23 protein-coding genes are annotated in these 21,808 nt (G+C 69.2%); 15 read left to right on the top strand and 8 right to left on the bottom strand.

The window, feature by feature from the left end; all coding sequences use genetic code 11:
- Window positions 1-177: 177 nt before the first annotated feature.
- From EO081_RS04710 to EO081_RS04695, 4 genes are all read left to right on the top strand, one after another.
- Complete coding sequence (locus EO081_RS04710) at window positions 178-1,248, top strand: YihY/virulence factor BrkB family protein (protein ID WP_165284507.1); 1,071 nt, start codon at window positions 178-180, stop codon at window positions 1,246-1,248.
- Window positions 1,249-1,343: 95 nt separating this feature from the next.
- Complete coding sequence (gene gntA, locus EO081_RS04705; protein WP_125960349.1) at window positions 1,344-2,027, top strand: guanitoxin biosynthesis heme-dependent pre-guanitoxin N-hydroxylase GntA; 684 nt, start codon at window positions 1,344-1,346, stop codon at window positions 2,025-2,027.
- On the top strand, window positions 2,027-2,629 hold the full coding sequence (locus EO081_RS04700; protein WP_375781649.1) for a DUF1989 domain-containing protein: 603 nt from the start codon (window positions 2,027-2,029) through the stop codon (window positions 2,627-2,629). The genes gntA and EO081_RS04700 overlap by 1 nt, the downstream gene beginning before the upstream one ends.
- A 229-nt stretch (window positions 2,630-2,858) precedes the next feature.
- The gene (locus tag EO081_RS04695) at window positions 2,859-3,338 is read left to right on the top strand and encodes a TonB family protein (RefSeq protein ID WP_165284505.1); all 480 of its coding nucleotides are present in this window, start codon (window positions 2,859-2,861) and stop codon (window positions 3,336-3,338) included.
- A gap of 3 nt (window positions 3,339-3,341) precedes the next feature.
- On the opposite strand, the gene EO081_RS04690 is transcribed toward EO081_RS04695, so the two are convergent.
- Both EO081_RS04690 and EO081_RS04685 read right to left on the bottom strand, forming a co-directional pair.
- On the bottom strand, window positions 3,342-4,103 hold the full coding sequence (locus tag EO081_RS04690; RefSeq protein ID WP_129340735.1) for a prepilin peptidase: 762 nt from the start codon (window positions 4,101-4,103) through the stop codon (window positions 3,342-3,344).
- Between the two features lie 17 nt (window positions 4,104-4,120).
- The gene (locus EO081_RS04685; protein WP_129340734.1) at window positions 4,121-4,609 is read right to left on the bottom strand and encodes an SH3 domain-containing protein; all 489 of its coding nucleotides are present in this window, start codon (window positions 4,607-4,609) and stop codon (window positions 4,121-4,123) included.
- A gap of 149 nt (window positions 4,610-4,758) precedes the next feature.
- Between EO081_RS04685 and EO081_RS04680 the strand changes: the two genes are divergently transcribed.
- Window positions 4,759-4,953 (top strand): hypothetical protein, encoded by a 195-nt coding sequence (locus EO081_RS04680; RefSeq protein WP_129340733.1) that lies wholly within the window; start codon window positions 4,759-4,761, stop codon window positions 4,951-4,953.
- 74 nt (window positions 4,954-5,027) lie between these two features.
- On the opposite strand, the gene EO081_RS04675 is transcribed toward EO081_RS04680, so the two are convergent.
- The 3 genes from EO081_RS04675 to EO081_RS04665 all read right to left on the bottom strand — a co-directional run bounded on the left by EO081_RS04675 (window position 5,028) and on the right by EO081_RS04665 (window position 8,554).
- Complete coding sequence (locus EO081_RS04675; protein ID WP_129340732.1) at window positions 5,028-6,431, bottom strand: NAD(P)H-dependent flavin oxidoreductase; 1,404 nt, start codon at window positions 6,429-6,431, stop codon at window positions 5,028-5,030.
- Between the two features lie 88 nt (window positions 6,432-6,519).
- Complete coding sequence (locus EO081_RS04670; protein WP_129340731.1) at window positions 6,520-7,659, bottom strand: glycosyltransferase family 4 protein; 1,140 nt, start codon at window positions 7,657-7,659, stop codon at window positions 6,520-6,522.
- Between the two features lie 10 nt (window positions 7,660-7,669).
- Window positions 7,670-8,554 (bottom strand): alpha/beta fold hydrolase, encoded by an 885-nt coding sequence (locus EO081_RS04665; RefSeq protein ID WP_183947821.1) that lies wholly within the window; start codon window positions 8,552-8,554, stop codon window positions 7,670-7,672.
- 18 nt (window positions 8,555-8,572) lie between these two features.
- Here EO081_RS04665 and EO081_RS04660 point away from each other — a divergent pair, with 18 nt between their 5' ends.
- The 7 genes from EO081_RS04660 to EO081_RS04630 all read left to right on the top strand — a co-directional run bounded on the left by EO081_RS04660 (window position 8,573) and on the right by EO081_RS04630 (window position 15,517).
- Window positions 8,573-9,961: a protein adenylyltransferase SelO family protein gene (locus EO081_RS04660; RefSeq protein ID WP_183947819.1), complete on the top strand. Its 1,389-nt coding sequence runs from the start codon at window positions 8,573-8,575 to the stop codon at window positions 9,959-9,961.
- Window positions 9,962-10,040: 79 nt separating this feature from the next.
- Entirely contained in the window at window positions 10,041-11,456 is a 1,416-nt protein-coding gene (locus EO081_RS04655) for a succinylglutamate-semialdehyde dehydrogenase (protein WP_129340729.1), read from the top strand.
- Between the two features lie 84 nt (window positions 11,457-11,540).
- A complete protein-coding gene (cobA, locus tag EO081_RS04650; protein ID WP_129340728.1) occupies window positions 11,541-12,329 on the top strand; it encodes a uroporphyrinogen-III C-methyltransferase in 789 nt (262 codons plus the stop codon).
- Complete coding sequence (locus tag EO081_RS04645; protein ID WP_129340727.1) at window positions 12,326-12,622, top strand: DUF2849 domain-containing protein; 297 nt, start codon at window positions 12,326-12,328, stop codon at window positions 12,620-12,622. The genes cobA and EO081_RS04645 overlap by 4 nt, the downstream gene beginning before the upstream one ends.
- Window positions 12,623-12,680: 58 nt before the next feature.
- Window positions 12,681-14,312 (top strand): nitrite/sulfite reductase, encoded by a 1,632-nt coding sequence (locus EO081_RS04640; RefSeq protein WP_129340726.1) that lies wholly within the window; start codon window positions 12,681-12,683, stop codon window positions 14,310-14,312.
- A complete protein-coding gene (locus tag EO081_RS04635) occupies window positions 14,305-14,757 on the top strand; it encodes a DUF934 domain-containing protein (protein ID WP_129340725.1) in 453 nt (150 codons plus the stop codon). Before EO081_RS04640 ends, EO081_RS04635 begins: the two co-directional genes overlap by 8 nt.
- Window positions 14,750-15,517, top strand: coding sequence for a phosphoadenylyl-sulfate reductase (locus EO081_RS04630; protein ID WP_129340724.1), 768 nt, complete (start codon window positions 14,750-14,752; stop codon window positions 15,515-15,517). Before EO081_RS04635 ends, EO081_RS04630 begins: the two co-directional genes overlap by 8 nt.
- Window positions 15,518-16,316: 799 nt before the next feature.
- Here EO081_RS04630 and EO081_RS04625 read toward each other — a convergent pair.
- Together EO081_RS04625 and EO081_RS04620 are read right to left on the bottom strand one after the other, a co-directional pair.
- A complete protein-coding gene (locus EO081_RS04625) occupies window positions 16,317-16,682 on the bottom strand; it encodes a DUF3088 domain-containing protein (RefSeq protein WP_129340723.1) in 366 nt (121 codons plus the stop codon).
- Window positions 16,675-18,189: a replicative DNA helicase gene (locus EO081_RS04620; protein ID WP_129340722.1), complete on the bottom strand. Its 1,515-nt coding sequence runs from the start codon at window positions 18,187-18,189 to the stop codon at window positions 16,675-16,677. Before EO081_RS04620 ends, EO081_RS04625 begins: the two co-directional genes overlap by 8 nt.
- Window positions 18,190-18,315: 126 nt before the next feature.
- Between EO081_RS04620 and EO081_RS04615 the strand changes: the two genes are divergently transcribed.
- From EO081_RS04615 to EO081_RS04605, 3 genes are read left to right on the top strand one after another with little or no spacing between them, the layout of a single operon-like run.
- Complete coding sequence (locus tag EO081_RS04615; protein WP_129340721.1) at window positions 18,316-18,798, top strand: UPF0262 family protein; 483 nt, start codon at window positions 18,316-18,318, stop codon at window positions 18,796-18,798.
- Between the two features lie 9 nt (window positions 18,799-18,807).
- A complete protein-coding gene (locus EO081_RS04610) occupies window positions 18,808-19,482 on the top strand; it encodes a glycoside hydrolase family 25 protein (protein ID WP_129340720.1) in 675 nt (224 codons plus the stop codon).
- Window positions 19,479-19,919 (top strand): cytidine deaminase, encoded by a 441-nt coding sequence (locus EO081_RS04605; protein ID WP_129340719.1) that lies wholly within the window; start codon window positions 19,479-19,481, stop codon window positions 19,917-19,919. The genes EO081_RS04610 and EO081_RS04605 overlap by 4 nt, the downstream gene beginning before the upstream one ends.
- 312 nt (window positions 19,920-20,231) lie before the next feature.
- Here the strand turns inward: EO081_RS04605 and EO081_RS04600 are convergent, their stop codons facing one another.
- A complete protein-coding gene (locus tag EO081_RS04600) occupies window positions 20,232-21,686 on the bottom strand; it encodes an ATP-binding protein (protein ID WP_129340718.1) in 1,455 nt (484 codons plus the stop codon).
- Between the last annotated feature and the right edge of the window lie 122 nt (window positions 21,687-21,808).

Genomic DNA, 21,808 nt, shown 5'->3' with positions numbered 1-21,808 from the left:
GAGTATCCCCCACACGCTCCCCTTTGTATCCAGGCGCCCGTACGCCCCTGCCCCCGAAGCGCCTTAAACCCCCCGCAACGTACCTTGGTTCCCGCCGGACGGGGAATCGTTTCGGTTGCATCCAGATCGCGACGGCGCGCGTTGCACCCCGGACGACCGAAACCGAGGGATGATACGATGACCGACGCCGCGACCCCTTCCGGCAGCGCGCCTGCTGCCGGCCAGAGCGCACCAGACGTCGATCCGACCGAGACCAAGCTCCACCCGGAGCCTCACGAGGTGCCGGGCGTGGAATCCACCCATCCCTGGCAGCACCCCTGGGCCGCATGGAAGTCCATCCTGAAGCGGGTGTACACGATGGACGGCTATCACAACCTGTCGCTGATGGCGGCCGGGGTCGCCTTCTACTGCTTCCTATCCTTCGTGCCCCTGCTGGGCGCCATCGTGATGACCTATGGCCTGATCGCCGACCCGGCCACCGTCGCCGAGCACATGAAGACGATCTTCGAGCTGGTGCCGGCGGACGCGGCGCGGCTGATCTCGGACCAGCTGATCTCGGTCGCGACCACCGCCGCCTCCAAGGCCGGACTGGGCCTCGCCATCGCGCTGTTCTTCTCCATCTATGGCGCGATGCGCGCGTCTAGCGCGATCATCCAGGCGCTGAACGTCATCTACGAGGAGGAGGAGAGCCGGAACATCATCCAGACCACCCTCGCCTCCGCCCTGCTGACGATCGGAGCGGTGCTGGCCGCGCTGGTCGGTCTCTTTTCCGCGGGTGCGCTCGGCTATCTCCAGACCGCGGTGGACGTGCTGGGGCGCGCGGGCGTCATCACCATCCAGATCCTGACGTGGCTGGTCGCGATCGTCATCGCCAGCAGCACCTTCGCCTTCATCTATCGCTACGCGCCGGACCGCGCGCGGGCGCAGTGGCAGTGGCTGTCGATCGGATCGGTCGCCGCCACGCTGCTGTGGGGCATCGCGACGCTGGGGTTCGGTGTCTATGCCGCGAACTTCGCGAACTACAACGCGACCTATGGGGCGCTGGGCGCGGTCGTGGTGCTGCTGATGTGGCTCTATGTCTCCTGCTACGCCGTGCTGATCGGAGCGGAGATCAACGCGGAGTCCGAACGCCAGACCGGGGTGGACTCCACGACCGGCCGCCCGCGCCCGCAGGGCCGTCGCGGCGCCACCATGGCCGACCAGCTGCCCAGCAAGCGCCAGCACAAGCCCCGCCGCGACAAATATTGAGCGGACCGCCGCCCCCAAGCCGGCATGGCCCGGGGGGCGGAACTCGACTCGCGTGCCGGGCGTAGTGGCGGCTCGAAGGGATCAAATCTAAACCTATGTTTAGCTGGAAGCACGAGGCGCAGGAGCGCCTGGAAGCGATGATGTTCGCCCATGTCGGGGAGCGCGACTTCCCGTGCGTCGGCGCCAAGGCGGCGCTCGCCAAGGGCACGCTGGAAGTGTTCGGCTGCACCCGCATCGACAGCGCCTGGGACGACGTGCGCATCCACGACGCGCTGCTGCGCTTCGCCCAGGCCTATCGCCGCGACAAGACCATGTACCGCAGCTTCGCCGTGGTATTCGACGGCCCCGACGACCTGTCGGAGGCCGCATTCGAGCGGGCGCTGTGGCAGCGCGTCCAGTCGCTGTCGGATAAGGACGTGTGGCGGGGCCAGGAGTATGACACGCGCGTCAGCCCGGACCCGGAGAACCCGCACTTCTCGCTGAGCTTCGGCGGCGAGGCGTTCTTCGTGGTCGGCCTCCATCCCAACTCCAGCCGCCCTGCGCGGCGATTCGAGCGGCCGGCGATGGTCTTCAACCTCCACGACCAGTTCGAGCGGCTGCGCGCGGAGGGCAAGTACGAGAGCATGCGCGAGAAGATCCTGGTGCGCGACGAGGCGCTGGCAGGATCGCGCAACCCGATGCTGGCCCCCCACGGCACGTCCAGCGAAGCACGCCAGTACAGCGGGCGCGAAGTCGACGCGGGCTGGCGCTGCCCGTTCCATTATTCCGGAGACGCCTGATTTCGACCCAAGTCATTCCCGAACGCAGCGGCACCGCCTTTCGACTGGCGAAGGGCGAGACGCTGACCGTGATCGATCCGCGCGGCGAGCAGGTTTCCGACCTGCTGGCGTTCAACGCGCACGATCTGGACGAGGTGATCTCGTCGGGCCGGACGCTCGACTATGCCGAGACGATCTATCTCACGACCGGCCACCGGCTCTATTCGAACCGGTCGCAGGTGATGCTGGAGATCGTCGAGGATACGGTCGGCCGGCACGATTTCCTGCTGACGCCGTGCTCCTACGACACCTTCCACCACTTCTACCCCAAGCTTCCGCCGCATCGCGGCTGCTTCGGCAACCTGTCCGCGGCGCTGGAGCCCCATGGCATCGCGCCCGATCGCATTCCGGTGGCGTTCAACTGCTTCATGAACGTGCCGATCGACGGCGAGACGGGGAAGCTCAAGGTGCTGCCGCCGCTCAGCAAGGCCGGCGACTTCATCCGCTTCCGCGCGCACATGGACCTGGTGATCGGCCTCACCGCCTGTTCGGCCCCGGATTCCAACGGCGGCACGTTCAAGCCGATCCACTATCGTGTGGAGCCGATGGGATCGGAAAGTTAGTCTAAGGTTAGGCCAACGCAGCCCGCTGCACCCGGGCTTCTCGCAGGCGGGAAGAAGGGCTGGAAGGGGTGCGGCGGCCATGCCGCGACTGAAGCAGCTAGCGCGCGTGTAGGACAGGCCCGGCGCGGGCATTCGTTTTCCCCCTTCCCCGCCAGTGGACGGCGTGATGCACGCGTGCTCAAACGGACTCAGCAGTGCTTCGGCGCTGTTCTCTGGGGGGAGAATTGTCTTGTTGATCCTGTCTGTCATGGCCCTGCTTCTTCAAGCAGAGACCGCGGCGCCGCCATCGGGCCCGCAAAAGGCCCGCATCCTGGGGAACCCGGCGCAGTGGTTCTCGGCGGATCATTATCCCGCGGAAGCCGCGGCTGCGCGGAAGGCCGGTCGGGTCTCTACCATCCTGCGGGTGGACGACCATGGTGCCGTTGCGGGCTGCACCATTTCGACGTCCAGCGGCTTCGCTCCCTTGGACAAGGGAACCTGCGACCTGATCGTCCAACACCTCTCCTTCTCGCCGGCCACCGACAGCGCGGGGAAGCCGATCGCCTCGGACTATCCCCTTAGCGTGACCTGGCACCTGGCAATCAACTTTGCTCGGGAAACAAGCCCGACATGCCCGACCCTGCTCCCGATCACGCCTGAGACGGCCGCGCTTTCGCAGGAACAGATCGATCAGATGCACCTGCCGCCCGACATGCGGCTTTGCGCCTAGTACTCACCCAACCTCGATCGCCGTCGTCGCCACCAGCCACAGCACGAAAGCGGCCGGCGCCAGCAGCGTGCCGAGCGGAAGCCGGTCGGTGGCGGCGAGCGGGCGGTCAAGGATGCGGGTGACCAGCACCACCGCCAGCCCCAGCAGGCAGGCGAGCAGCAGCACCAGCGGCAGCGCGTGCCAGCCGAGCCACAGGCCGATCGCACCGAACAGCTTGGGGTCTCCCCCGCCCAGACCCACCCGGCCGCGGAGGCGGCGGTAGGCGGTTGCGACCAGCCACAGGGCCGCAAAGCCGGCGGTGCCTCCGATCAGCCGATCCGGAAGCGACGGCGGGATGCCGAGCAGCCCGGTCCCTAGCCCTAAGAGCGCCACCGTAGCGGTGAGCGGATTGGGCAGCCAGAAGGCGCGCAGGTCGATCGCGGCGAGCGTGAGGAGCAGCCAGCCGAACACCGCCCCGGCGATCGCGGGAAGCCCCGGAGCGGCCAGCCCGCTCGCGACCCCAATGGCGAGGCCGAGCAGCTCCACCACGAGATGACTGGGGGCGATGGCGGCGCCGCAGCTTCGGCAGCGGCCACGCTGGGCGAGGAAGCTCGCCAGCGGCACCAGTTCGACCGCGCGGAGCGTGCGGCCGCAGCCATCGCAGGCGGAGCGGCCGACGAGGCTCGAACGCCCCTCCGGCCAGCGGATGGCGAGCGTGGCGATGAAGCTGCCGAACACCAGCCCGAGCAGCCCCAGGGCGGCGGGCCAGATCCAGGGATCAACCATGGAGGTCGCGCCGGGGCTTACATATCCTCGCCGGCGTCGACACCCCACAGACGGGACTGCTCGACATAGCCGCCGCGCCCCTTCACGTCGAAATAGCACCAGCCGGCCGAACAGCGGCTGAGCCGGCCGACGACGCCCGGTGCGGCGCGCCAGTCGACGTGCGCCGAGGCGTTGGGGGCGGAGCGAAGCTCGACGAGGCCGCCGTTCACATAGCCGGTGCGCTGGTCGGAAAGCAGGCCGACCTGCATCCACCCCTGGGTGCCGTCCGGATCCTCGACCTTGCGCCAGTCCTGATAGATGTCGACCACCTTGATCGGCAGGTCGGCACGACGGAAGGTCCAGCTGACCGGGTAGTTCTTGCCGGGGCCGGTGCGCATCCGTGCCTCGCCCGCGGCGATGGAGGCGTAATAGGGCGGCTTGCGCTTTTGCGCGGCTGCCTCGCCGGCGGGAAGCACCGCCGCGGCCAGGATCGCCGCTCCGCCAAGCCAAACCACCGAATGCCGCATGTGTCGTCCTCTGTTGTCCCCCGGCGCACCGTAGTGCGTTCGGGTCGCTGCCTTCAACCGCCGTGCGCGCCAGGGAGCGAACATCGCGGCGGGAACCTCGGCGCAGCCGATGCTTTGGTCGAATACCCCCAACAACCGGAGACGCTGCCGTGAAGAAGCTGATTGCCCCTGCCCTGCTGATCGCCTGCGCGATGCCGCTGGGTGCCTGTTCCACGCTGACCGGTGCCGGCATCGGCGCGGCGGGCGGCGCCGGAGTTGCTGCGGCGACGAACGGCGACGTGGAGAAGGGTGCTGCCGTCGGCGGCGTCGGCGGCGCGGTCGTCGGCACGATCGCGGACGACTGAGCCCGCACGGGCGCTTCCCGCGCCCGGGGAGAAGGAAGGGCACGGTCGCGATGGCGGCCGTGCCCTTCTTCCGATCAATCGCCGGTCAGGATGCGGTCGACCAGCTGCTTCACCGTCGGCACGAACCCGTTCGAATAGAAGGGATCGCGCTTGAAGTTGTAGGCGGCGTGGCCCGCGAACATCAGGTTGTTGTCGACGGGACCGCCATGGGCGATGTCCTGCAGCGTCTTCTGGATGCAGAAGCTGCGCGGATCGGCCAGCCGGCCGGTCGAGTTCGTCTCGGTATCCGCCCAGGACGAGAAGCTGCACTGGCTCAGACACCCCATGCAGTCGGCCTGGTCCTTGCGGATCATCTGCTTTTCTTCGGGCGTCACGAACACCAGCGTGTTGTCCGGCGTCTTGAGCGCGTCGGTGAAGCCCGCGCCGAACCATTCGCGCGCGCGCAGCAGGTCGTTGCGCGTCACCCAGAAGTTCTTACCCTTCACGCCGACGTCGAGCTGGAAGCTGTGGTCGCCGGCTTCCTGCGTTGTGAAGGCGATCTGCCGGTCCGAACGCGCCTCCAGGCTGCGCAGGAAGGGATTGCGGACCGCGGACGAATAGAAGCCGGTCGGCGAGAAGCGGTGGAGAAGGACGTCGCCCTCCTCGATCTGCATGAGGCGCTGCTTCCACTCTTCCGGGATCGGGCTTTCCTGGGTCAGCAGCGGGCGCGTGCCGAACTGGAAGGCGATCTTGCCGAGTTCCGGATTGTCGATCCAGTCGTTCCAGTCGCGCAGGTACCAGACGCCGCCCGCCATCACGATCGGCACGTCGTCGGAAATGCCGCCCTCGCGCATGGTGTCGCGCAGCGCCTTCACGCGCGGATAAGGGTCCTGCGGCGCGAGCGGGTCCTCTGCATTCGAAAGACCATTGTGGCCGCCGGCGAGCCAGGGATCCTCATAGACCACGGCCGCCAGCCACTCGGCCGCCTTGGAATAGGCGCGCTTCCACAAGGCGCGGAACGCGCGCCCGGAGCTGACGATCGGGAGATAATGGACGTTGTGCTCGGCCGCGATCTCGCTGAGCTTGTAGGGCATGCCGGCGCCGCAGGTGACGCCCGCGACCATGCCGCGGGTGCGCTCCAGCACGCCCTGGAGGACGCGCTGCGCGCCGCCCATCTCCCAGAGCACGTTGATGTTGATCGCGCCCTTGCCGCCGGCGATCTCCCAGGCGCGCTTCACCTGCTGGACGGCGCCCTCGATCGCATATTCGACCAGTTCCTCGTGGCGTTCGCGGCGGGTGAGCGCGCGATACACCTGCGGGATGATCTTCCCCTCGGCATCATAGCTGTCGGCGTTCACTGCCGAGACGGTGCCGATGCCCCCGGCCGCAGCCCAGGCTCCGGCGGATGCGTGGTTGGTGGCGGCAACGCCCTTCCCTCCCTCGACCAGCGGCCAGACCTCACGGCCGTTGTAGCTGATGGGGGACAGACCTTTGAACAAACCAACCTCCGAATGATGCCCGACGAACCTGCGCGGCGGACCAGCGATGCCGCGCCTTTACTGACCAAATTCCTGGCACGCGAGAGAATTACGCTTGGGGGGACAGCGCCCCCGGCTTGCCCATCGCCTGCTCGTACAGCGCCGCATAGGCCGCAATCATCGTCTTCTCGTCAAACAACGCACGAGCGCGCGCCTGGTTCGAAGCGCCAACGCGGCCGCGCGCGGCCGGATCCTGCGCCAGCACCTGGAGCCGATCGCGCAGGTGCACCTCGTGCCGGTCGATGCCCATGTAGGGGGTGTTTTCCTCTGCCACCATCTGCGGGATGTCGCCGACCGGCGGCGCCACCACGGGGAGCCCGGCGGCCATCGCCTCCATGACCGAGATCGGCTGCTGCTCGCTTTTCGACGACAGCGCGAAGATGTCGAACAGCCCCATGTAGCGATGCGGTTCGGGCAGGAATCCCGGGAGGTGGACGCGATCCTCGATCCCCATCCCCTCGGCCGCGTCCAGGATCGCCTGGCGCTCCGGCCCCTCGCCGACCAGCACCAGCTGCACGTCCTCGACGATGCCGCCGACGGCACGCACCAGCAGCGGCAGATCCTTCACGTCGCGAAAGCCCGCGAGCGAGCCGATCACGACCTCGCCGGGATTGCGGCGGAAGCCGGGGATCGCGTCGGGCGCGCAGCCTGCGGCGTATTTCTCGACCGGGATGCCGTTGCCGATGCGGTGGACGCGTGCGCGCGGCTGGCGCCAGGTGTCGAGCGCGATGGTCTCCAGCGCCTGGCTCGGCACCACCAGCGCGTGCGCGGCGCCCAGCGCGAAGCGGCGGTACATGTTGCGCACGGGGCTGAGCCGCCGGGCTTCGTCCTCGTTGAAACCGTCCTCGTGATGGACGACCGGCGGCATGTTCTTGCCGAACGCCCGGCGCGCCATCACCCCGTCGATCGCACCCCAGTTGTAGGTGAGCACCAGGTCGAAGCGCGAGGCATAGCGGGCGATCGCTTCGTAGCGCGCGACCGAGGGCTTACCGGTGAGCGGCGGCGGATTCTGCGCGATCTCGTAGCGGATGCCCTTGGCGATCCAGTCGCGCGCGCCGGTCTGCCCGAGCACGCCCGAGACGATGGTGTGGACGGCGCGGTCGCCCCAGGCGTTCATCAGCCGGACGGCGCGCTGCTCCTTGCCGCCGGGCGCGAAGCTGGAGTGGAGATGGAGGATACGGACGGGCATCGGGGGACCTTCAGGCGAGGCGGGCGAGGAGGCGGTCGATCGCGGCGGCCGCCTCCGGCTCCTCCAGCGTCGGCGCGTGGCCGGTGTGGGCGACGGTGACCAGCTCCGCCTCGGGCAGGCGCTCGGCCATGCGCCCGGCGACCTCGGCCGAGAGGATGTCGGAGCGGTCGCCGCGGACCAGCGCCACGGGCTTGCCGCGCAAAGCGTCGAGCGCGGGCCACATGTCCGGGCCGGCCTCGTTGCCCGGCACGCGGAACGGCTCGGCGATCTTCATGTCATAGTCGAGGAGGATGCGGCCGGACGAATTGAGCCGGTACAGGCGCTTGGCCATGACGAGCCAGTCGGCGATGTCGTAGGTCGGGTAGGTATCAGCGTGGGCCTCGGCGAGCGATCGGGCGGCGTGCATCCAGGTCGGATGCCACAGCTGGCGCCCGACATAGCTGCGGATGCGGCCGAGACCCGCCGGCGACAATTCCGGCCCCACGTCGTTGAGCAGCGCGCCCGCCACGCGCCCGCGCTCGGTGGCCGCGAGCAGCATGGTGAGGATGCCGCCCATCGAGGTCCCGATCAGGATCACCCGGTCGAGCTGGAGATAGCCGAGCAGCGCGTCGATGTCCTGCAGGTAGGTGAGCGGGACATAGGTCATGGGATCGCGGGCATAGGCGCTTTCGCCGCGCCCGCGCATCTCCGGCACGATCACCCGCCAGTCGCCGGAGAGGCGGGCCGCCACGCCCTCGAAATCGCGGGCGTTGCGGGTAAGGCCGTGGAGGCAGAGGATCGGCGGGCGGTCGGCACGGCCTGCGTAATCGCGGAAGTGCAGCCGGAGCCCGTCGTTGGACCACCAGAAATCATCCTGCCAGGCGCCGGCACGGGGCGGGTTGCGTCTGTCGGTCATCGCTCCCCATATCGCCGTATGGCCAATCCCTCGCAACCCAATCCGTCGCCCGCCCCCTATCGGCCCGAACAGGCGATCCTGGAGCTTGGGCCTGAATTCTACGATCCCGTTGCGGCGGCGGACTTTCCCAAGACGATCCTGCGCTTCCGCAACGATCGCGCGGCGGCGAGCGTCGGGCTCGACGCGCTCGACGATGCCGAATGGATCGCGCATTTCGGGCGGTTCCAGCCCTTGGCGGACAACCTCCAGACGCCGCTGGCGCTGCGCTATCACGGGCACCAGTTCCGGTCGTACAACCCGGACCTGGGCGACGGGCGCGGCTTCCTGTTCGCGCAGATGCGGGACGATCGCGGCCGGCTGATGGACCTGGGTACCAAGGGATCGGGCCAGACGCCGTGGAGCCGCTTCGGCGACGGGCGGCTGACGCTGAAGGGCGCCGTGCGCGAGATCCTGGCGACCGAGATGCTGGAGGCGCTGGGGGTCGAGACCAGCCGCACCTTCTCGGTCATCGAGACCGGCGAGGAACTGACGCGGGGCGACGAGCCCTCCCCCACCCGATCGGCGGTAATGGTGCGGCTGAGCCACGGGCATATCCGCATCGGCACCTTCCAGCGCCTCGCCTACCACCAGGACGCAGAATCGATGGAGCGGCTGGTGGGCTATGTGCTGCGCCATTTCTATGGCGAGGAGCCGGGCGAGGACGGCGCGGTGCGGCTGCTCGACCATGTGGTGTCGCGGACCGCGCGGCTTGCCGGGCAATATATGGCGGCGGGCTTCGTCCATGGCGTGCTCAACACCGACAACATCAACGTGACGGGCGAGAGCTTCGACTACGGCCCGTGGCGCTTTGCCCAGACCTGGGACCCGGCGTTCACGGCCGCCTATTTCGACCATGCCGGACTTTATGCGTTCGGGCGCCAGCCGGAGGCGATCTACTGGGACGCGATGCAGCTGGCGGTGGCGCTGCGCACGCTGGCGGAGTCCGAGCCGCTGATCGCGGTGCTCGAGCAGTTCGCGCCGCGCTATCAGGAGGCGGTGCGGGCCGCGATGCTGTGGCGGCTGGGCGTCACGCCGCGCGGGGAGGCCGAGGACCGCACGCTCGTCGGGCAGATGGAGCTTGCCCTGCGCGAAACGAGCGCACCGGTGGATTCCTTCTTCCACGACGCGTTCGGCGGCAGCCTGCCGGACGAGCCCCGCTACGGCGAGGCCTTTGCCGCGGTGCGGGCGGCGCTCGCCGGCTATGCGCCGCGCAAGCCGCGCGACCACCCGCATTGGGAAGCGGCGCCGTGCAAGCTCTCGATTGAGGAAGTGGAGGCGATCTGGGCGCCGATCGCCGAGGCGGACGACTGGTCGGCGCTCCACGACAAGGTGGCGCAGATCCGGCAGCTGGGCGAGGCGCTGCGCTAGGCGCGACGTCCGGGCTGGCGAACTGGCGTCCGCCGCGGCTTTGGGGCACACGGGTTCGCGCGCTGTACCACGAGGGCCAATGAGCGACACCGAACTCGTCTCGACCGAACCCGCGACCGGCGCCTTTCTGTGGCGCGGCACCTGCGGCAACGTCGACGCGGAAGTCGCGCGGGCGCGCGCGAGCTGGGCCGCCTGGGCAGCGCAGCCCCTGTCCTACCGCGCGGAGGCCTTGCGCCGCTTTTCCAACGTGGTGCGGGCGCGTGCCGAGGACTTCGCCGACCTGATCGCGCGCGAGACCGGCAAGCCCCTGTGGGAAGCGCGCGGCGAAGTGGAGGCGGTGATGGCGAAGGTCGACATCGCGATCTCCGCCTTTGCCGAGCGCACCGGCCAGCGCCGGCTGGACGCCCAGATGGGTTCGCGCCTGGCGTTGCGGCACAAGCCGCACGGCGTGCTGGCGGTGCTGGTTCCGTACAATCTTCCCGCCGAGATCGCCAACGGCCACATCGTGCCCGCGCTGCTGGCGGGCAATGCGGTGGTGTTCAAGCCTTCGGAAAAGACGCCGGCGACCGGCGCCTATCTGGTCGACTGCTATCGCGCGGCGGGCATTCCGGAAGGCTGCGTGCGGCTGCTGATCGGCGGGCCGGAGACCGGCCAGGCGCTTGCGGAACACCCGCGGATTGACGGCCTGCTGTTCACCGGGTCGGCGCGCACCGGCCTTGCCCTCAACCGGCGCTTCGCCGAGCATCCGGAAAAGATCCTGGCGCTGGAGATGGGCGGCAACAATCCCATCCTGGTGTGGGACACGCCCGATCTCTACACGGCCGCGGTGCTGGTGGTGCAGTCCGCCTTCCTGAGCGCAGGGCAGCGCTGCACGGCCGCCCGCCGGCTGATCGTCGACCAGCGGCTGGCCGATCCGCTGCTGGAGCAGGTGAATGCGCTGATCGACCGGATGATCCTCGACGGCCCCCATGCCGATCCCGCCCCCTTCATGGGGCCGATGATCGACAATGATGCGGCCGATCGCCTCACCGAGCGGTTCCTGACCCTGTCGGGAAAGGGCGGCCGCCCGATCCGCTATCTGGAGCGGCCGGTCGAGGGGCGCCCCTTCCTCACCCCCGCGCTGATCGACATGACCGAGACGAGCGAGCGCCCCGACGCCGAAGTCTTCGGGCCGCTGCTCCAGGTCATCCGTGCCGAGAGCTTCGAGGCGGCGGTGGCGGAGGCGAACAACACCCGCTACGGCCTGTGCGCCACGCTCGTGAGCCAGGACCCCAGGCGCTACGACGCCTTCTGGGCGAACATCCGCGCAGGCATCATCAACTGGAACCGGCCGACCATCGGCACCTCGCCCAAGGCGCCGTTCGGGGGCCTGGGCTGGTCCGGCAACCACCGTCCGGGCGGCTTCTATGCGGCGGATCACTGCGCCTATCCGGTGACCTCTTCGGAGGCGGAGCAGGCCCGCGCGTCGATCGGCGTCGGGTTGCGCGACGGCTGAGCGCAGGGCCCGCAAAGTTTCGCTAGGGGCACGCGAAGCAAGGGTGACGTTGCGACCGCGCGCGCGAACCGCCATCTGCCCAGCATGCCGACGCTACTCGATCCGCACGCGCGTGGGCGCGTCATCCTGGTGGGCGCAGGACCCGGCGATCCCGGCCTGCTGACCGTGCGCGCGGTGGAGGCGCTGAAAAGCGCCGACGTCGTGGTGCACGACGGGCTGGTGGACGCACGCGTGCTCGACATCGCCCCGGCTTCCGCCCAGCGCATCTCGGTCGCCAAGCGCCGCTCGCGCCACACGCTGCCGCAGGAGTCGATCAACGCGCTGATCGTCGCGCATGTGAAGACGGGCGCCATCGTCGTTCGCCTGAAGGGCGGCGATCCCTTCATCTTCGGGCGCGGCGGCGAGGAAGTCGAAGCGGTGCGTGCCGCGGGCCTGCCCCTGGAGGTGGTTCCGGGCGTTTCGGCAGCGCTTGGCTGTGCGGCCGGTGCCATGCTGCCGCTCACCCACCGCGACTGGTCGTCGGCGGTGAGCTTCGTCGCGGGCCAGTGCAAGGGGCTGACCGACCAGGACTGGTCGGGGCTTGCCGGCAAGGGCCGCACGCTGGTGATCTACATGGGCGTGGCGACCGCCGACGCGATCGCGGACAAGCTGATGGCGGACGGCGTCGCTCCTGACATGCCGGTGGCGGTGCTGGAGCGCGGGACCCTGCCGGGTGCGCGCGCGCTGCGCACGCTGCTCGCCGACCTCGGCCCGATGGTCGCGCGCGAGCAGGTGCAGAGCCCGGCGGTGATCGTGGTGGGCGAAGTGGTCCAGCTGGCGGATGCAGAGGACAAGCTGGGCGCCTGGGCGACCGCAGCGGAGGCAATGGCGTGAAGATCCTGACGGGCAATGATCTGGCGAGCGGCGATGTGGTGTGGTGGACCGGCAACGGCTGGTCCCGGCACCTGGCGGACGCGGTCGACGTCGGCAGCAACGGCGAGGCGATCGCCCATGTCGAGGAAGCCGCGCTGCGCGTGAACGTGCCCTATGTGATCGACGGCGAGCAGACGGCCGAGGGCCCCCGCCCCGCCCATATCAAGGACCGCATCCGCGCGCTCGGCCCCACCGTCCGCGCCGACCTGACGCTGAAGCCCGCCGATCCGAACGCCGGCAGCTGGGTGATCTGAACCGCCGCCGCAGCCTGCGGGCACGACCTGCCGGCTCGCCCGGTGTGATGAGGGTAGCATGTACAAGTACGACGAATACGACCGCTCCATTGTCGAAGCCCGGATCGCGGAGTTCAGCGACCAGGTCGCGCGGCGCCTGTCGGGGCAGATCACCGAGGACCAGTTCAAGCCGCTCAGGCTGATGAACGGCCTCTACCTGCAGCTGCACGCCTATATGCTGCGCGTGGCGGTGCCCTATGGCACGATGGACAGCCGGCAGATGCGGATGCTGGGCCATATCGCGCGCACGTACGACCGCGGCTATGGCCATTTCACCACGCGCCAGAACCTCCAGTTCAACTGGATCAAGCTGGAGGACACGCCCGCGATCCTGCGCGAGCTGGCGACCGTCGAGATGCATGCCATCCAGACCAGCGGCAACTGCATTCGGAACATCTCGTCCGACCAGTATGCCGGCGCCGCCGCCGACGAGGTGACGGACCCGCGCCCCTGGGCCGAGCTGCTGCGCCAGTGGTCGACCTTCCACCCCGAATTCACCTACCTGCCGCGCAAGTTCAAGATCGCGGTGATCGCGGCCGACGAGGATCGCGCGGCGATGCGGCTGCACGACATCGGGCTGCAGATCGTCGAGCGCGAGGGCAAGCTGGGCGCGGCCGTATACGTGGGCGGCGGCATGGGCCGCACGCCGATGATCGCGTCGCTGATCCGCGACTTCGTGCCGTTCGAGGATTTCGTCAGCTATCTGGAGGCGTGCCTGCGCGTCTACAATCGCTACGGCCGGCGCGACAACATGTACAAGGCGCGGATCAAGATCCTGATCCACGAACTGGGCGCCGACGAATATCGCCGCCAGGTGGAGGAAGAGTTTGTCGCGGTGAAGGCGCTGGGCATCGACCCGCCGCAGGCCGAGTTCGACCGCATCGCCGCGCACTTCGCGCCGCCGCCGTTCGAGCAGGGCCTGTCCGACGCGGTCGACCGCAGCGATCCCGACTTCGCGGTCTGGCTCGACCAGAACGTCAAGGCGCACAAGCAGCCGGGCTATGCGATCGTCAACATCAGCCTGAAGCCCGTCGAGGGCATTCCGGGCGACGCCTCGGCCGACCAGATCGACCGCATGGCCGACCTGGCCGAGCGCTACAGCTTCGACGAGCTGCGCGTGACGCATGCGCAGAACATCGTCCTGCCGCATGTCCGCAAGGCGGACCTGTACGCGGTGTGGCAGCAGCTGGTGGAGGCGGGGCTCGCCGAGGCGAACCTGGACCTGATCGGCGACATCATCGCCTGCCCCGGGCTCGACTATTGCAGCCTTGCCAATGCGCGCTCGATCCCGCTCGCGCAGAAGATCGCGGGGCGGTTTGCGGACCTCGGTCGCCAGCGGGATCTGGGCGAACTGAAGCTCAAGATCTCGGGCTGCATCAACGCGTGCGGCCACCATCATGCCGGCCACATCGGCATCCTGGGCGTCGACCGGAAGGGCACCGAAAACTACCAGCTGCTGCTGGGCGGATCGGGCGCCGAAGACGTGAGCCTGGGCAAGATCACGGGACCGGGCTTTTCCGAGGACGGCGTGGTCGACGCGATCGAGCGCGTTACCGACCGCTATCTGGCCGAGCGCCAGCAGGGCGAGCGCTTCGTCGACACCTATCGGCGCATCGGCATGGAGCCGTTCAAGGAGGCGATCTATGGCTGAGCTGACCACCAACCCGGCCGACGCGGGCTTCCTGCGCTTCCGCGACGATGCCCCGCACGACGAACCGGCGGTGACGCTGGACGCGTTCCTGGGCCAGTCCAACGCCACCGCCGTGCGGCTGGAGGCGGGCGACGATGCGCGGGCGCTGCTGCCCTATCTCGACCGCCTCGCGCTGGTGGAGGTGAGCTTCCCCAAGTTCCGCGATGGCCGCGGCTATTCCTCGGCGCGCGTGCTGCGCGAGGCGGGGTACGAGGGCGAGCTGCGCGCGCAGGGCGACGTGCTGGTCGACCAGCTGCTGCCGATGCGGCGCTGCGGATTCGACAGCTTCGCGCCCGAGGCGCCGATCGACCAGGCGACGGCGCAAGCGGCGCTCGCGCGCTACGAGCATTTCTACCAGCGGGCGGCCGACCCGGTGCAACCGGTGTGGAAGCTGCGTCATGGCTAATGCGGCGCTGCGCATCCCCGACCGGCTCGACCTCGCGCCGCGCTTCACCGCGGCCGATGCCGCGCGCCTGAACGAGCGGTTCCGGGGCGTCGACACGCAGGAGATGCTGCGGGTGGCGCTGGGCGAAGGGCTGCTGGGCGAAGTGGCGGTGGTGTCGTCGTTCGGCGCGGAGTCGGCGGCGCTGCTGCACCTGGTGGCGAGCGTCGACCGTTCGGTGCCGGTGCTGTTCCTCGACACCGGCAAGCATTTTCCCGAGACGATCGCCTACCGCGACGAACTGGTGCGCTTCCTGGGCCTCACCGACCTGCGCATCCTACAGCCCGACGCCGAGCGGCTGGCGGCGCGCGACGAGAGCGGGCTGCGCTGGTCCTACGACCCCGACGGCTGCTGCGAGATCCGCAAGGTCGAGCCGCTCGCCCGCGGGCTCGCCGGGTTCGACGCGAGCTTCACCGGGCGCAAGGCGTTCCAGGCGGCCACGCGCGCGAACCTGCCGCGCTTCGAACTCGACGGCGACCGGCTGAAGGTGAACCCGCTCATCACCTGGTCCAAGGAAGAGCTCGACGGCTATTTCGCCGCGCACAACCTGCCGGTGACCCCCCTGGTGGCGATGGGCTATCCGTCGATCGGCTGCCAGCCGTGCACCAACAAGGTGGCGCCGGGCGAAGACCCGCGCTCCGGCCGCTGGAGCGGCTGGAACAAGACCGAATGCGGGATCCACACCCCCATTCCCGACGGCGACCCCAACCAGCCCGTCTTCTGACCGGCCGCGGCCCCCGGCCGCGCTGCCCGCTGCGCCCTCCCGTGCTCCCGCGAAAGCGGGAGCCCAGGGCCACGCGCCCCCTTCGCCGAAGACCTGCGCGCGTGTCGCCGCGGGCGCTCTCGCATCTCGTGCTTGTGCGCAAACCTGTGGATAACTCGTTGGCAAGCGGCTCGCGGTGCGTTGGCACCGTGTGAGCGACCAGCGGACAGCCACGTCGTGTTTGTGGGCGACGTGTGGAGAGCCCGTGCGCAACCCTGTGGATAAGCTGTGGGCAAGGCGTTCAGGAGCGCGGGCATAGGCCCGTGGATGGCTGGGGCAACAGGCTGTGGATAAGGTGTGAAAGGTGGCGGAGCGCTGCGACGCGGAGATCGCTTTTGGGGGCCGGCGCGCGCTGCAAACGAGCCGCCGTACCCGGCGAAGGCCGGGGCCCAGATGGGGAGGTGGTACGAGGGGCGCCCGACCGTCGACGCTGTACTGCCCGGCGGCTCTGGTGGGGATTTAAGCGTAAGCCCTCGCCGTGCGCCTGCGCAGGCAGCAGCCGAGGGTTTTCTAGACTTCGCGAGCGATGGTTCTGCTTGGCCCTGGATCCCTGCCTTCGCAGGGATACTTCGGGGGATCGTTGCGGAGGCTCTGCCACGCCCGTGCCCCAGGGGGGACACTCGTCAGAGGGGTTGCCCATTTCCGATGACGCCGCAGCTGGGCCCCGGCCTTCGCCGGGGTACGCTTGGGGCCGGGGATGGCGGCAGACTGGGACGTGCGGCGAGAGGGGGCGCCCCTCGCCGCTCGCTACGCCACCCCGTTACGGATGCCGCCGCGGGATGCCGTGGCGCACCGCCAGGGCTTCCAGGATGGCGTCGCGGGTGTCGGCGAAGCGCAGGCCGTTCGCCTCCCCGGTCGCCAAGCTTGCCGGTGCATCGTCGCCCAGGATCAGCAGCGGCAGCGACTGGTGCGCCTCCCCCACCAGCGCGACCACCCGCTCGCGGGGGCGCCCCCAGGCGACGTGCTCGACGTCCAAGCGCTCCCGCAGCTGTGGATAGGCGGCGAGGACGCCTTCGATCACGATGCAGTCGAAGCAGAAATACTGCGCATCCGGGTAGCCCGGGTCGGTGCTCGCCGGGTCGATCAGGATCAGCCGGTCGCGCGTCCCCTGCCCCGCCTCACTCATTGTCGAAGCTGCCATAGCCCTCGCCGACATAGTCGCTGAAGCGCGTGATCGTCGGCTCGAACTTCAGCGTCACCTTGCCGGTGGCGCCGTGACGCTGCTTGGCAATGATCAGTTCGGCGAGACCATAGACGCGCTCCATGTCGACCGCCCATTTCGCGTGATCCTCGAACACGCGGGCGTCGTCGCCGTCGCGCGGGCGCTTGGGCTCCTTGGCGGCGACGTAATAATCCTCGCGGTACACGAACCAGACCATGTCGGCGTCCTGCTCGATCGAGCCGGACTCGCGAAGGTCGGAAAGCTGCGGGCGTTTGTCCTCCCGCTGCTCCACCGCACGGCTGAGCTGGGAGAGCGCGATCACCGGCACGCCGATGTCCTTGGCGAGCGTCTTGAGGCCGCGGCTGATCTCCGAGATTTCGTTGACGCGGTTGTCGGATCGGCCGGTGCCCTGCAGCAGCTGGAGATAGTCGACCACCACCAGGCCGAGCTGGTCGTCCAGGCGCCGGTGGAGACGCCGCACGCGCGTGTGCAGGCCGCTGATCGAGAGGCCGGCGGTGTCGTCGATATAGAGCGGCAGCGATTCGAGATCGGCCGCGGCATCGGCGAGCTTCACGAACTCCGCCTTGCTGATCTTGCCCATGCGCAGCGCTTCGGAGCTGATGCCCGACTGTTCGGCAAGCACGCGGGTGGCGAGCTGGTCGGCCGACATTTCGAGGCTGAAGAAGGCGACCTTGGCGCCCACCGACTTGCCCTTTTCCACGCCCGCGCGCTGGTCGTCCATGAAGCGGCGCGCGGCGTTGAAGGCGATGTTGGTGGCAAGCGAGGTCTTGCCCATGCCGGGGCGCCCCGCGAGGATGATCAAGTCGGAATGGTGCAGACCACCGATCCGCGAGTTGACGCTGTCGAGGCCGGTGGTGACGCCCGACAGGCCGCCGCCCGAGTTGAGCGCGCGATCGGCCATCTGCACGGCCATGGTCGTCGCCTGGGCGAAGCTCTTGACCGCATTGGCGGTGGTGCCCTCGGCGGCGACGCGGAACAGCGCCTCTTCGGCCTGCTCGATCTGCTTGCGCGGGTCGATCGTCTGGCTGGTGTCGAGCGCGTTCTCGACCAGCGTCGTGCCGACGGTGATCAACGCGCGCAGCTGGGCGAGGTCGTAGATCTGCTCGGCGAACTGCTTGGCGCCGAGGAGGCCGGCGCCGCTGCCGGTCAGCTGGGCGAGATAGCCCGGGCCGCCGAGCTCGCGCATGCCGGCGTCGTCCTCGAACAACGGGCGCAGCGTGACCGGGTTGGCGAGCATGTTCTGGCGGCGCACGTCGCGGATGCGCTCGAAGATGCGGGCGTGGACGGGCTCGAAGAAATGGTCCGGCTCGAGTCGCTCGACGATGTCGTCGGCCAGCCGGTTGTCGATCATCATCGCGCCCAGAAGCGCCGCTTCCGCCTCGACGTTCTGGGGCAGGCGCGCAGCCGGGGACGGAGCGGACGAACCGCCGATATGTGCAAGTGTGGCCATGGGCCCGCTTTTCCCAGACGCGGCGGCCAAGCTCAAGCGACCCGAGGCGAAACATCTGTGGACAGGTGCGTTTTGCCGGCTTGGGCGTTGCCAAGGCGCGCCAAACGGCTAAGCGCTGCTCCCACCATGGCCGATCCGCGGATCATCGACGTCTCGCTCGACGAGCGCACCATTCTCTGGCGCAGCGCGGACGTCGAGCAGGAACGGCGCATCGCGATCTACGACCTGCTGGAGGGCAACCACTTCGCGCCGCAGCGGGTGCAGCCGGACGGCTATGCCGGGCCCTACCGGGTCCGGCTGCGGGTGGAGGACGGACGGCTGGTGATCGACACCCGCCGCGCCGACGACAGCCCGCTGGAGACGCTGGTGCTGGGCCTTGCCCGCTTCCGCCGGCCGATCCGCGACTATTTCGCGATCTGCGACAGCTACTACCAGGCGATCCGCCAGGCGACGCCGCAGCAGATCGAGACCATCGACATGGCGCGCCGGAGCCTCCACAACGAGGGGGCCGAGCTGCTGATCGAGCGGCTGCGCGGCAAGATCGAGATCGATTTCGATACGGCGCGCCGCCTCTTTACGCTCATCTGCGTGCTGCACATCAGGGGTTGAATTCAGGGAATGCGGGTTTTGAAGGCGGTGCTCGCCATCGCAGCGGCGTTGTGTCTCGCCGGTGCTGCGGGCTGGCACTATGCGACCGACTGGCGCCCCTCCACGGGGGAATATCCGGTACAAGGCATCGACGTGTCGGAGGAGACCGGGCCGGTCGACTGGCTGACGGCGCGCGCCCGCGGCGTGGACTTCGCCTATGTCCGCGCGATCGGCGACGGCACCCGCCGCGACCGGCTGTTCCAGTCCAACTGGGCGGCGCTGGGGGAAGCGGGCATCCGCCGCGGCGTGATCCACCAGTTCTCGCTGTGCCGGCCGGCGGAGGCGCAGGCCGACGCGTTCGTCACCTTCGTGCCCCGCGCGATCGATGCCTTGCCGACGGTGCTGGAGCTGGAACTGGACGAAGGCTGCACTCGTCGCCCGGAGCGCGCGCAGGTCCTTGCCGGCATTCGCCGCTTCCTGGAGGTGGTGGAACACCACACCGGTTCGCCGATGCTGCTCAAGGTCTCCGAGCCGTTCGAAAAGGCCTATCAGGTGAGCGGCGCCGTTAAGCGACCGCTGTGGGCCGCCCAGGAGTTCTTCGCGCCCCTCTATCTGGCACGTCCGTGGCGGATGTGGCAGGCGAGCACCATCCGGCGGATCGACGGCGTCGACCGCCCCGTCCATTGGGATGTCGTAGCACCATGACCGATACCGAAGCCCTGATCGCGGCGGCGCGCACCGCCGCCCGGAACGCCCATGCGCCCTATTCGCGCTTTGCGGTTGGCGCCGCGCTGCGCATGACCGACGGCAGCGTCATCACCGGCGCCAATTTCGAGAATGCGAGCTACGGCCTGTCGCTGTGTGCGGAGACGGTGGCCGTTGCGACCGCCAGCGCCCAGGGGCGGCTGAGCGAGATCGCCGAGGTGGCGGTGATCGGCGGGATGATGGTCGACGGCGTGGCGACCGGGGACGTGCCGGTGCGGCCGTGCGGGCGCTGCCGCCAGGTGCTGAACGAGGCGGCGCAGATCGGGCGGCGGGACCTGCGGGTGTTCTGCGCGGGTGCCGAGGGAGATGCCGTCGAGGAGCATCGGCTGTCGGAACTGCTGCCGAAGGCGTTCGGGCCGGCGGATCTGGGGCTGTAGGGGCGCCGTTAGGGTATACCCCGGCGGAGGCCGGGGTCCAGGTGGGGTGATCTGGCCGGATCGTGCCTCACCGACACCTTCCCAACTGGGCCCCGGCCTTCGCCGGGGTACGGGTTTGGGTGTTCAGCGATGCGCTGCGATCCGACGGGTTCCGGCCAGGGAAGATGGGACGCGGCGACTCCTGAGCCTACCCTTCCCCTCTCGTGCTCCCGCGAAGGCGGGAGCCTAGGATCCAAAGCACCACCGGCCGGTGTTCTGCTTGGCCCTGGATCCCCGCCTTCGCGGGGATACGGGGTAGCGAGAGCGTGGGCGTTACGCCGCGACCTCTGAAGCCTCCGTGGTCCACCCCAGGTGCGGCAGGGTGATCGATCTCCGGCCGGAAAGGTCCGTCCGGCACACGAACAGCTCGCGGCTTTCGATATAGGCGACCAGCCGCTTCACCCGGCCCATCGAGCTGGTGCCATAGGTGCGCGCGATCTCCTCGTCGCTGGGGCACGGCTCGCCGGCGCGGGCGGCGCGGGCGATCAGCAGGAACGGCCCCAGCATGTCATCGGGCAGCGAGGCGGCGAGCTGGAGCGCGTCGCCCCACTCCGCTTCCGGCGATTCGAAGATGCCGGCGCGCGCGCACGACAGCCGGCGCGTGAAGCCCGGCAGGTCGAGCGGCGGGCGCGACAGCCCGGCCATGCGGCAGCGCACGCCGAAGTCCTGGTAGAGCATCGCCGCCGGGCGCTGCGCCGCGTCGTCGTCCGACAGTATCGCGCGCAGCACGTCGGCGATGATCGTGTCGGTCTCTTCCTCCGAACGCTGCGGCAGCGCCGGGGTGGCGACGGGACCTGCGGGCCGCTCGATCGCGGCCATCACCTCTTCCGGAGGGGGCGCGGGGCGCGGCGGCATGGCGAGCGGCAGCATCTCCTCGACCGGGGCGAGCAGCAGGTCCTTGATGTCGGCGACCTGGCCGGAGGGGAGCGGCGTCAGCTTCGGGCTGCCGCTGCGCGCCGAGGTCTCGACCGCGCCGATCCGCACCGCCACCGGCCGGCGCGACACCGCGGGGCCGAGCGCCAGGAACGTGCCGCGCTGCAGGTCGCGGATCTGCTCCGCCTGGCGTCGCTCCATGCCGAGCAGGTCGGCGGCGCGCGCCATGTCGATGTCGAGGAAGGTACGGCCCATCAGGAAGTTCGACGCCTCGGCCGCGACGTTCTTCGCAAGCTTCGCCAGACGCTGGGTCGCGATCACGCCGGCCAGACCACGCTTGCGGCCACGGCACATCAGGTTGGTCATCGCCGACAGCGAGGCGCGGCGCACTTCCTCGGCCACTTCGCCGCCGGTGGTGGGGGCGAACAGCTGCGCCTCGTCCACCACGACCAGCGCCGGATACCAATGCTCGCGCGGGGCATCGAACAAGGCGGACAGGAAGGCGGCGGCGCAGCGCATCTGCCCTTCCGCCTCCAGCCCTTCCAGGCTGAGCACGACGGAGGCGCGATGTTCGCGCGCCCGGGCCGCAAACTTTGCGACCTCGCGCTCGCTGTGGTCGACCGCATCGATGACGATGTGGCCATAGGCGGCGGACAGGGTGACGAAGTCCCCTTCCGGGTCGATCACCACCTGCTGGACGTGGCGCGCGCTGCGTTCGAGCAGGCGGCGCAGCAGGTGCGACTTGCCTGAGCCCGAATTGCCCTGAACCAGCAGGCGGGTGGCGAGAAGTTCTTCGAGATCAATCGGGACCGGCTTGCCGGCCGGATCGGTTCCCATGTCGACGGCAACGGTCATGCGGCGCGTTTGGACGATGGCGGGGGGCTGCGGCAAGGGGGAAGCGTGTGTTTTCGCGGTCGGCACTATTCCTGCCCGCGTCTTCCTTTTCCGTTCGCCTCGAGTAGCCGTCGAGCTTGTCG

Origin of the sequence: Sphingomonas desiccabilis (assembly GCF_004135605.1) — a bacterium.
Lineage (GTDB): Bacteria > Pseudomonadota > Alphaproteobacteria > Sphingomonadales > Sphingomonadaceae > Sphingomonas > Sphingomonas desiccabilis.
Note: the sequence above shows the minus strand (reverse complement) of the source record. Positions and strands in the feature narration are given on the sequence as shown.

Coding starts and splice junctions, on each gene's coding strand:
- EO081_RS04710 (WP_165284507.1), top strand. CDS start 178: ATGACCGACGCCGCGACCCCTTCCGGCAGCGCGCCTGCTGCCGGCCAG.
- gntA (WP_125960349.1), top strand. CDS start 1,344: ATGTTTAGCTGGAAGCACGAGGCGCAGGAGCGCCTGGAAGCGATGATG.
- EO081_RS04690 (WP_129340735.1), bottom strand. CDS start 4,103: ATGGTTGATCCCTGGATCTGGCCCGCCGCCCTGGGGCTGCTCGGGCTG.
- EO081_RS04685 (WP_129340734.1), bottom strand. CDS start 4,609: ATGCGGCATTCGGTGGTTTGGCTTGGCGGAGCGGCGATCCTGGCCGCG.
- EO081_RS04670 (WP_129340731.1), bottom strand. CDS start 7,659: ATGCCCGTCCGTATCCTCCATCTCCACTCCAGCTTCGCGCCCGGCGGC.
- EO081_RS04665 (WP_183947821.1), bottom strand. CDS start 8,554: ATGACCGACAGACGCAACCCGCCCCGTGCCGGCGCCTGGCAGGATGAT.
- EO081_RS04660 (WP_183947819.1), top strand. CDS start 8,573: ATGGCCAATCCCTCGCAACCCAATCCGTCGCCCGCCCCCTATCGGCCC.
- EO081_RS04655 (WP_129340729.1), top strand. CDS start 10,041: ATGAGCGACACCGAACTCGTCTCGACCGAACCCGCGACCGGCGCCTTT.
- cobA (WP_129340728.1), top strand. CDS start 11,541: ATGCCGACGCTACTCGATCCGCACGCGCGTGGGCGCGTCATCCTGGTG.
- EO081_RS04640 (WP_129340726.1), top strand. CDS start 12,681: ATGTACAAGTACGACGAATACGACCGCTCCATTGTCGAAGCCCGGATC.
- EO081_RS04635 (WP_129340725.1), top strand. CDS start 14,305: ATGGCTGAGCTGACCACCAACCCGGCCGACGCGGGCTTCCTGCGCTTC.
- EO081_RS04630 (WP_129340724.1), top strand. CDS start 14,750: ATGGCTAATGCGGCGCTGCGCATCCCCGACCGGCTCGACCTCGCGCCG.
- EO081_RS04625 (WP_129340723.1), bottom strand. CDS start 16,682: ATGAGTGAGGCGGGGCAGGGGACGCGCGACCGGCTGATCCTGATCGAC.
- EO081_RS04620 (WP_129340722.1), bottom strand. CDS start 18,189: ATGGCCACACTTGCACATATCGGCGGTTCGTCCGCTCCGTCCCCGGCT.
- EO081_RS04615 (WP_129340721.1), top strand. CDS start 18,316: ATGGCCGATCCGCGGATCATCGACGTCTCGCTCGACGAGCGCACCATT.
- EO081_RS04610 (WP_129340720.1), top strand. CDS start 18,808: ATGCGGGTTTTGAAGGCGGTGCTCGCCATCGCAGCGGCGTTGTGTCTC.
- EO081_RS04605 (WP_129340719.1), top strand. CDS start 19,479: ATGACCGATACCGAAGCCCTGATCGCGGCGGCGCGCACCGCCGCCCGG.
- EO081_RS04600 (WP_129340718.1), bottom strand. CDS start 21,686: ATGACCGTTGCCGTCGACATGGGAACCGATCCGGCCGGCAAGCCGGTC.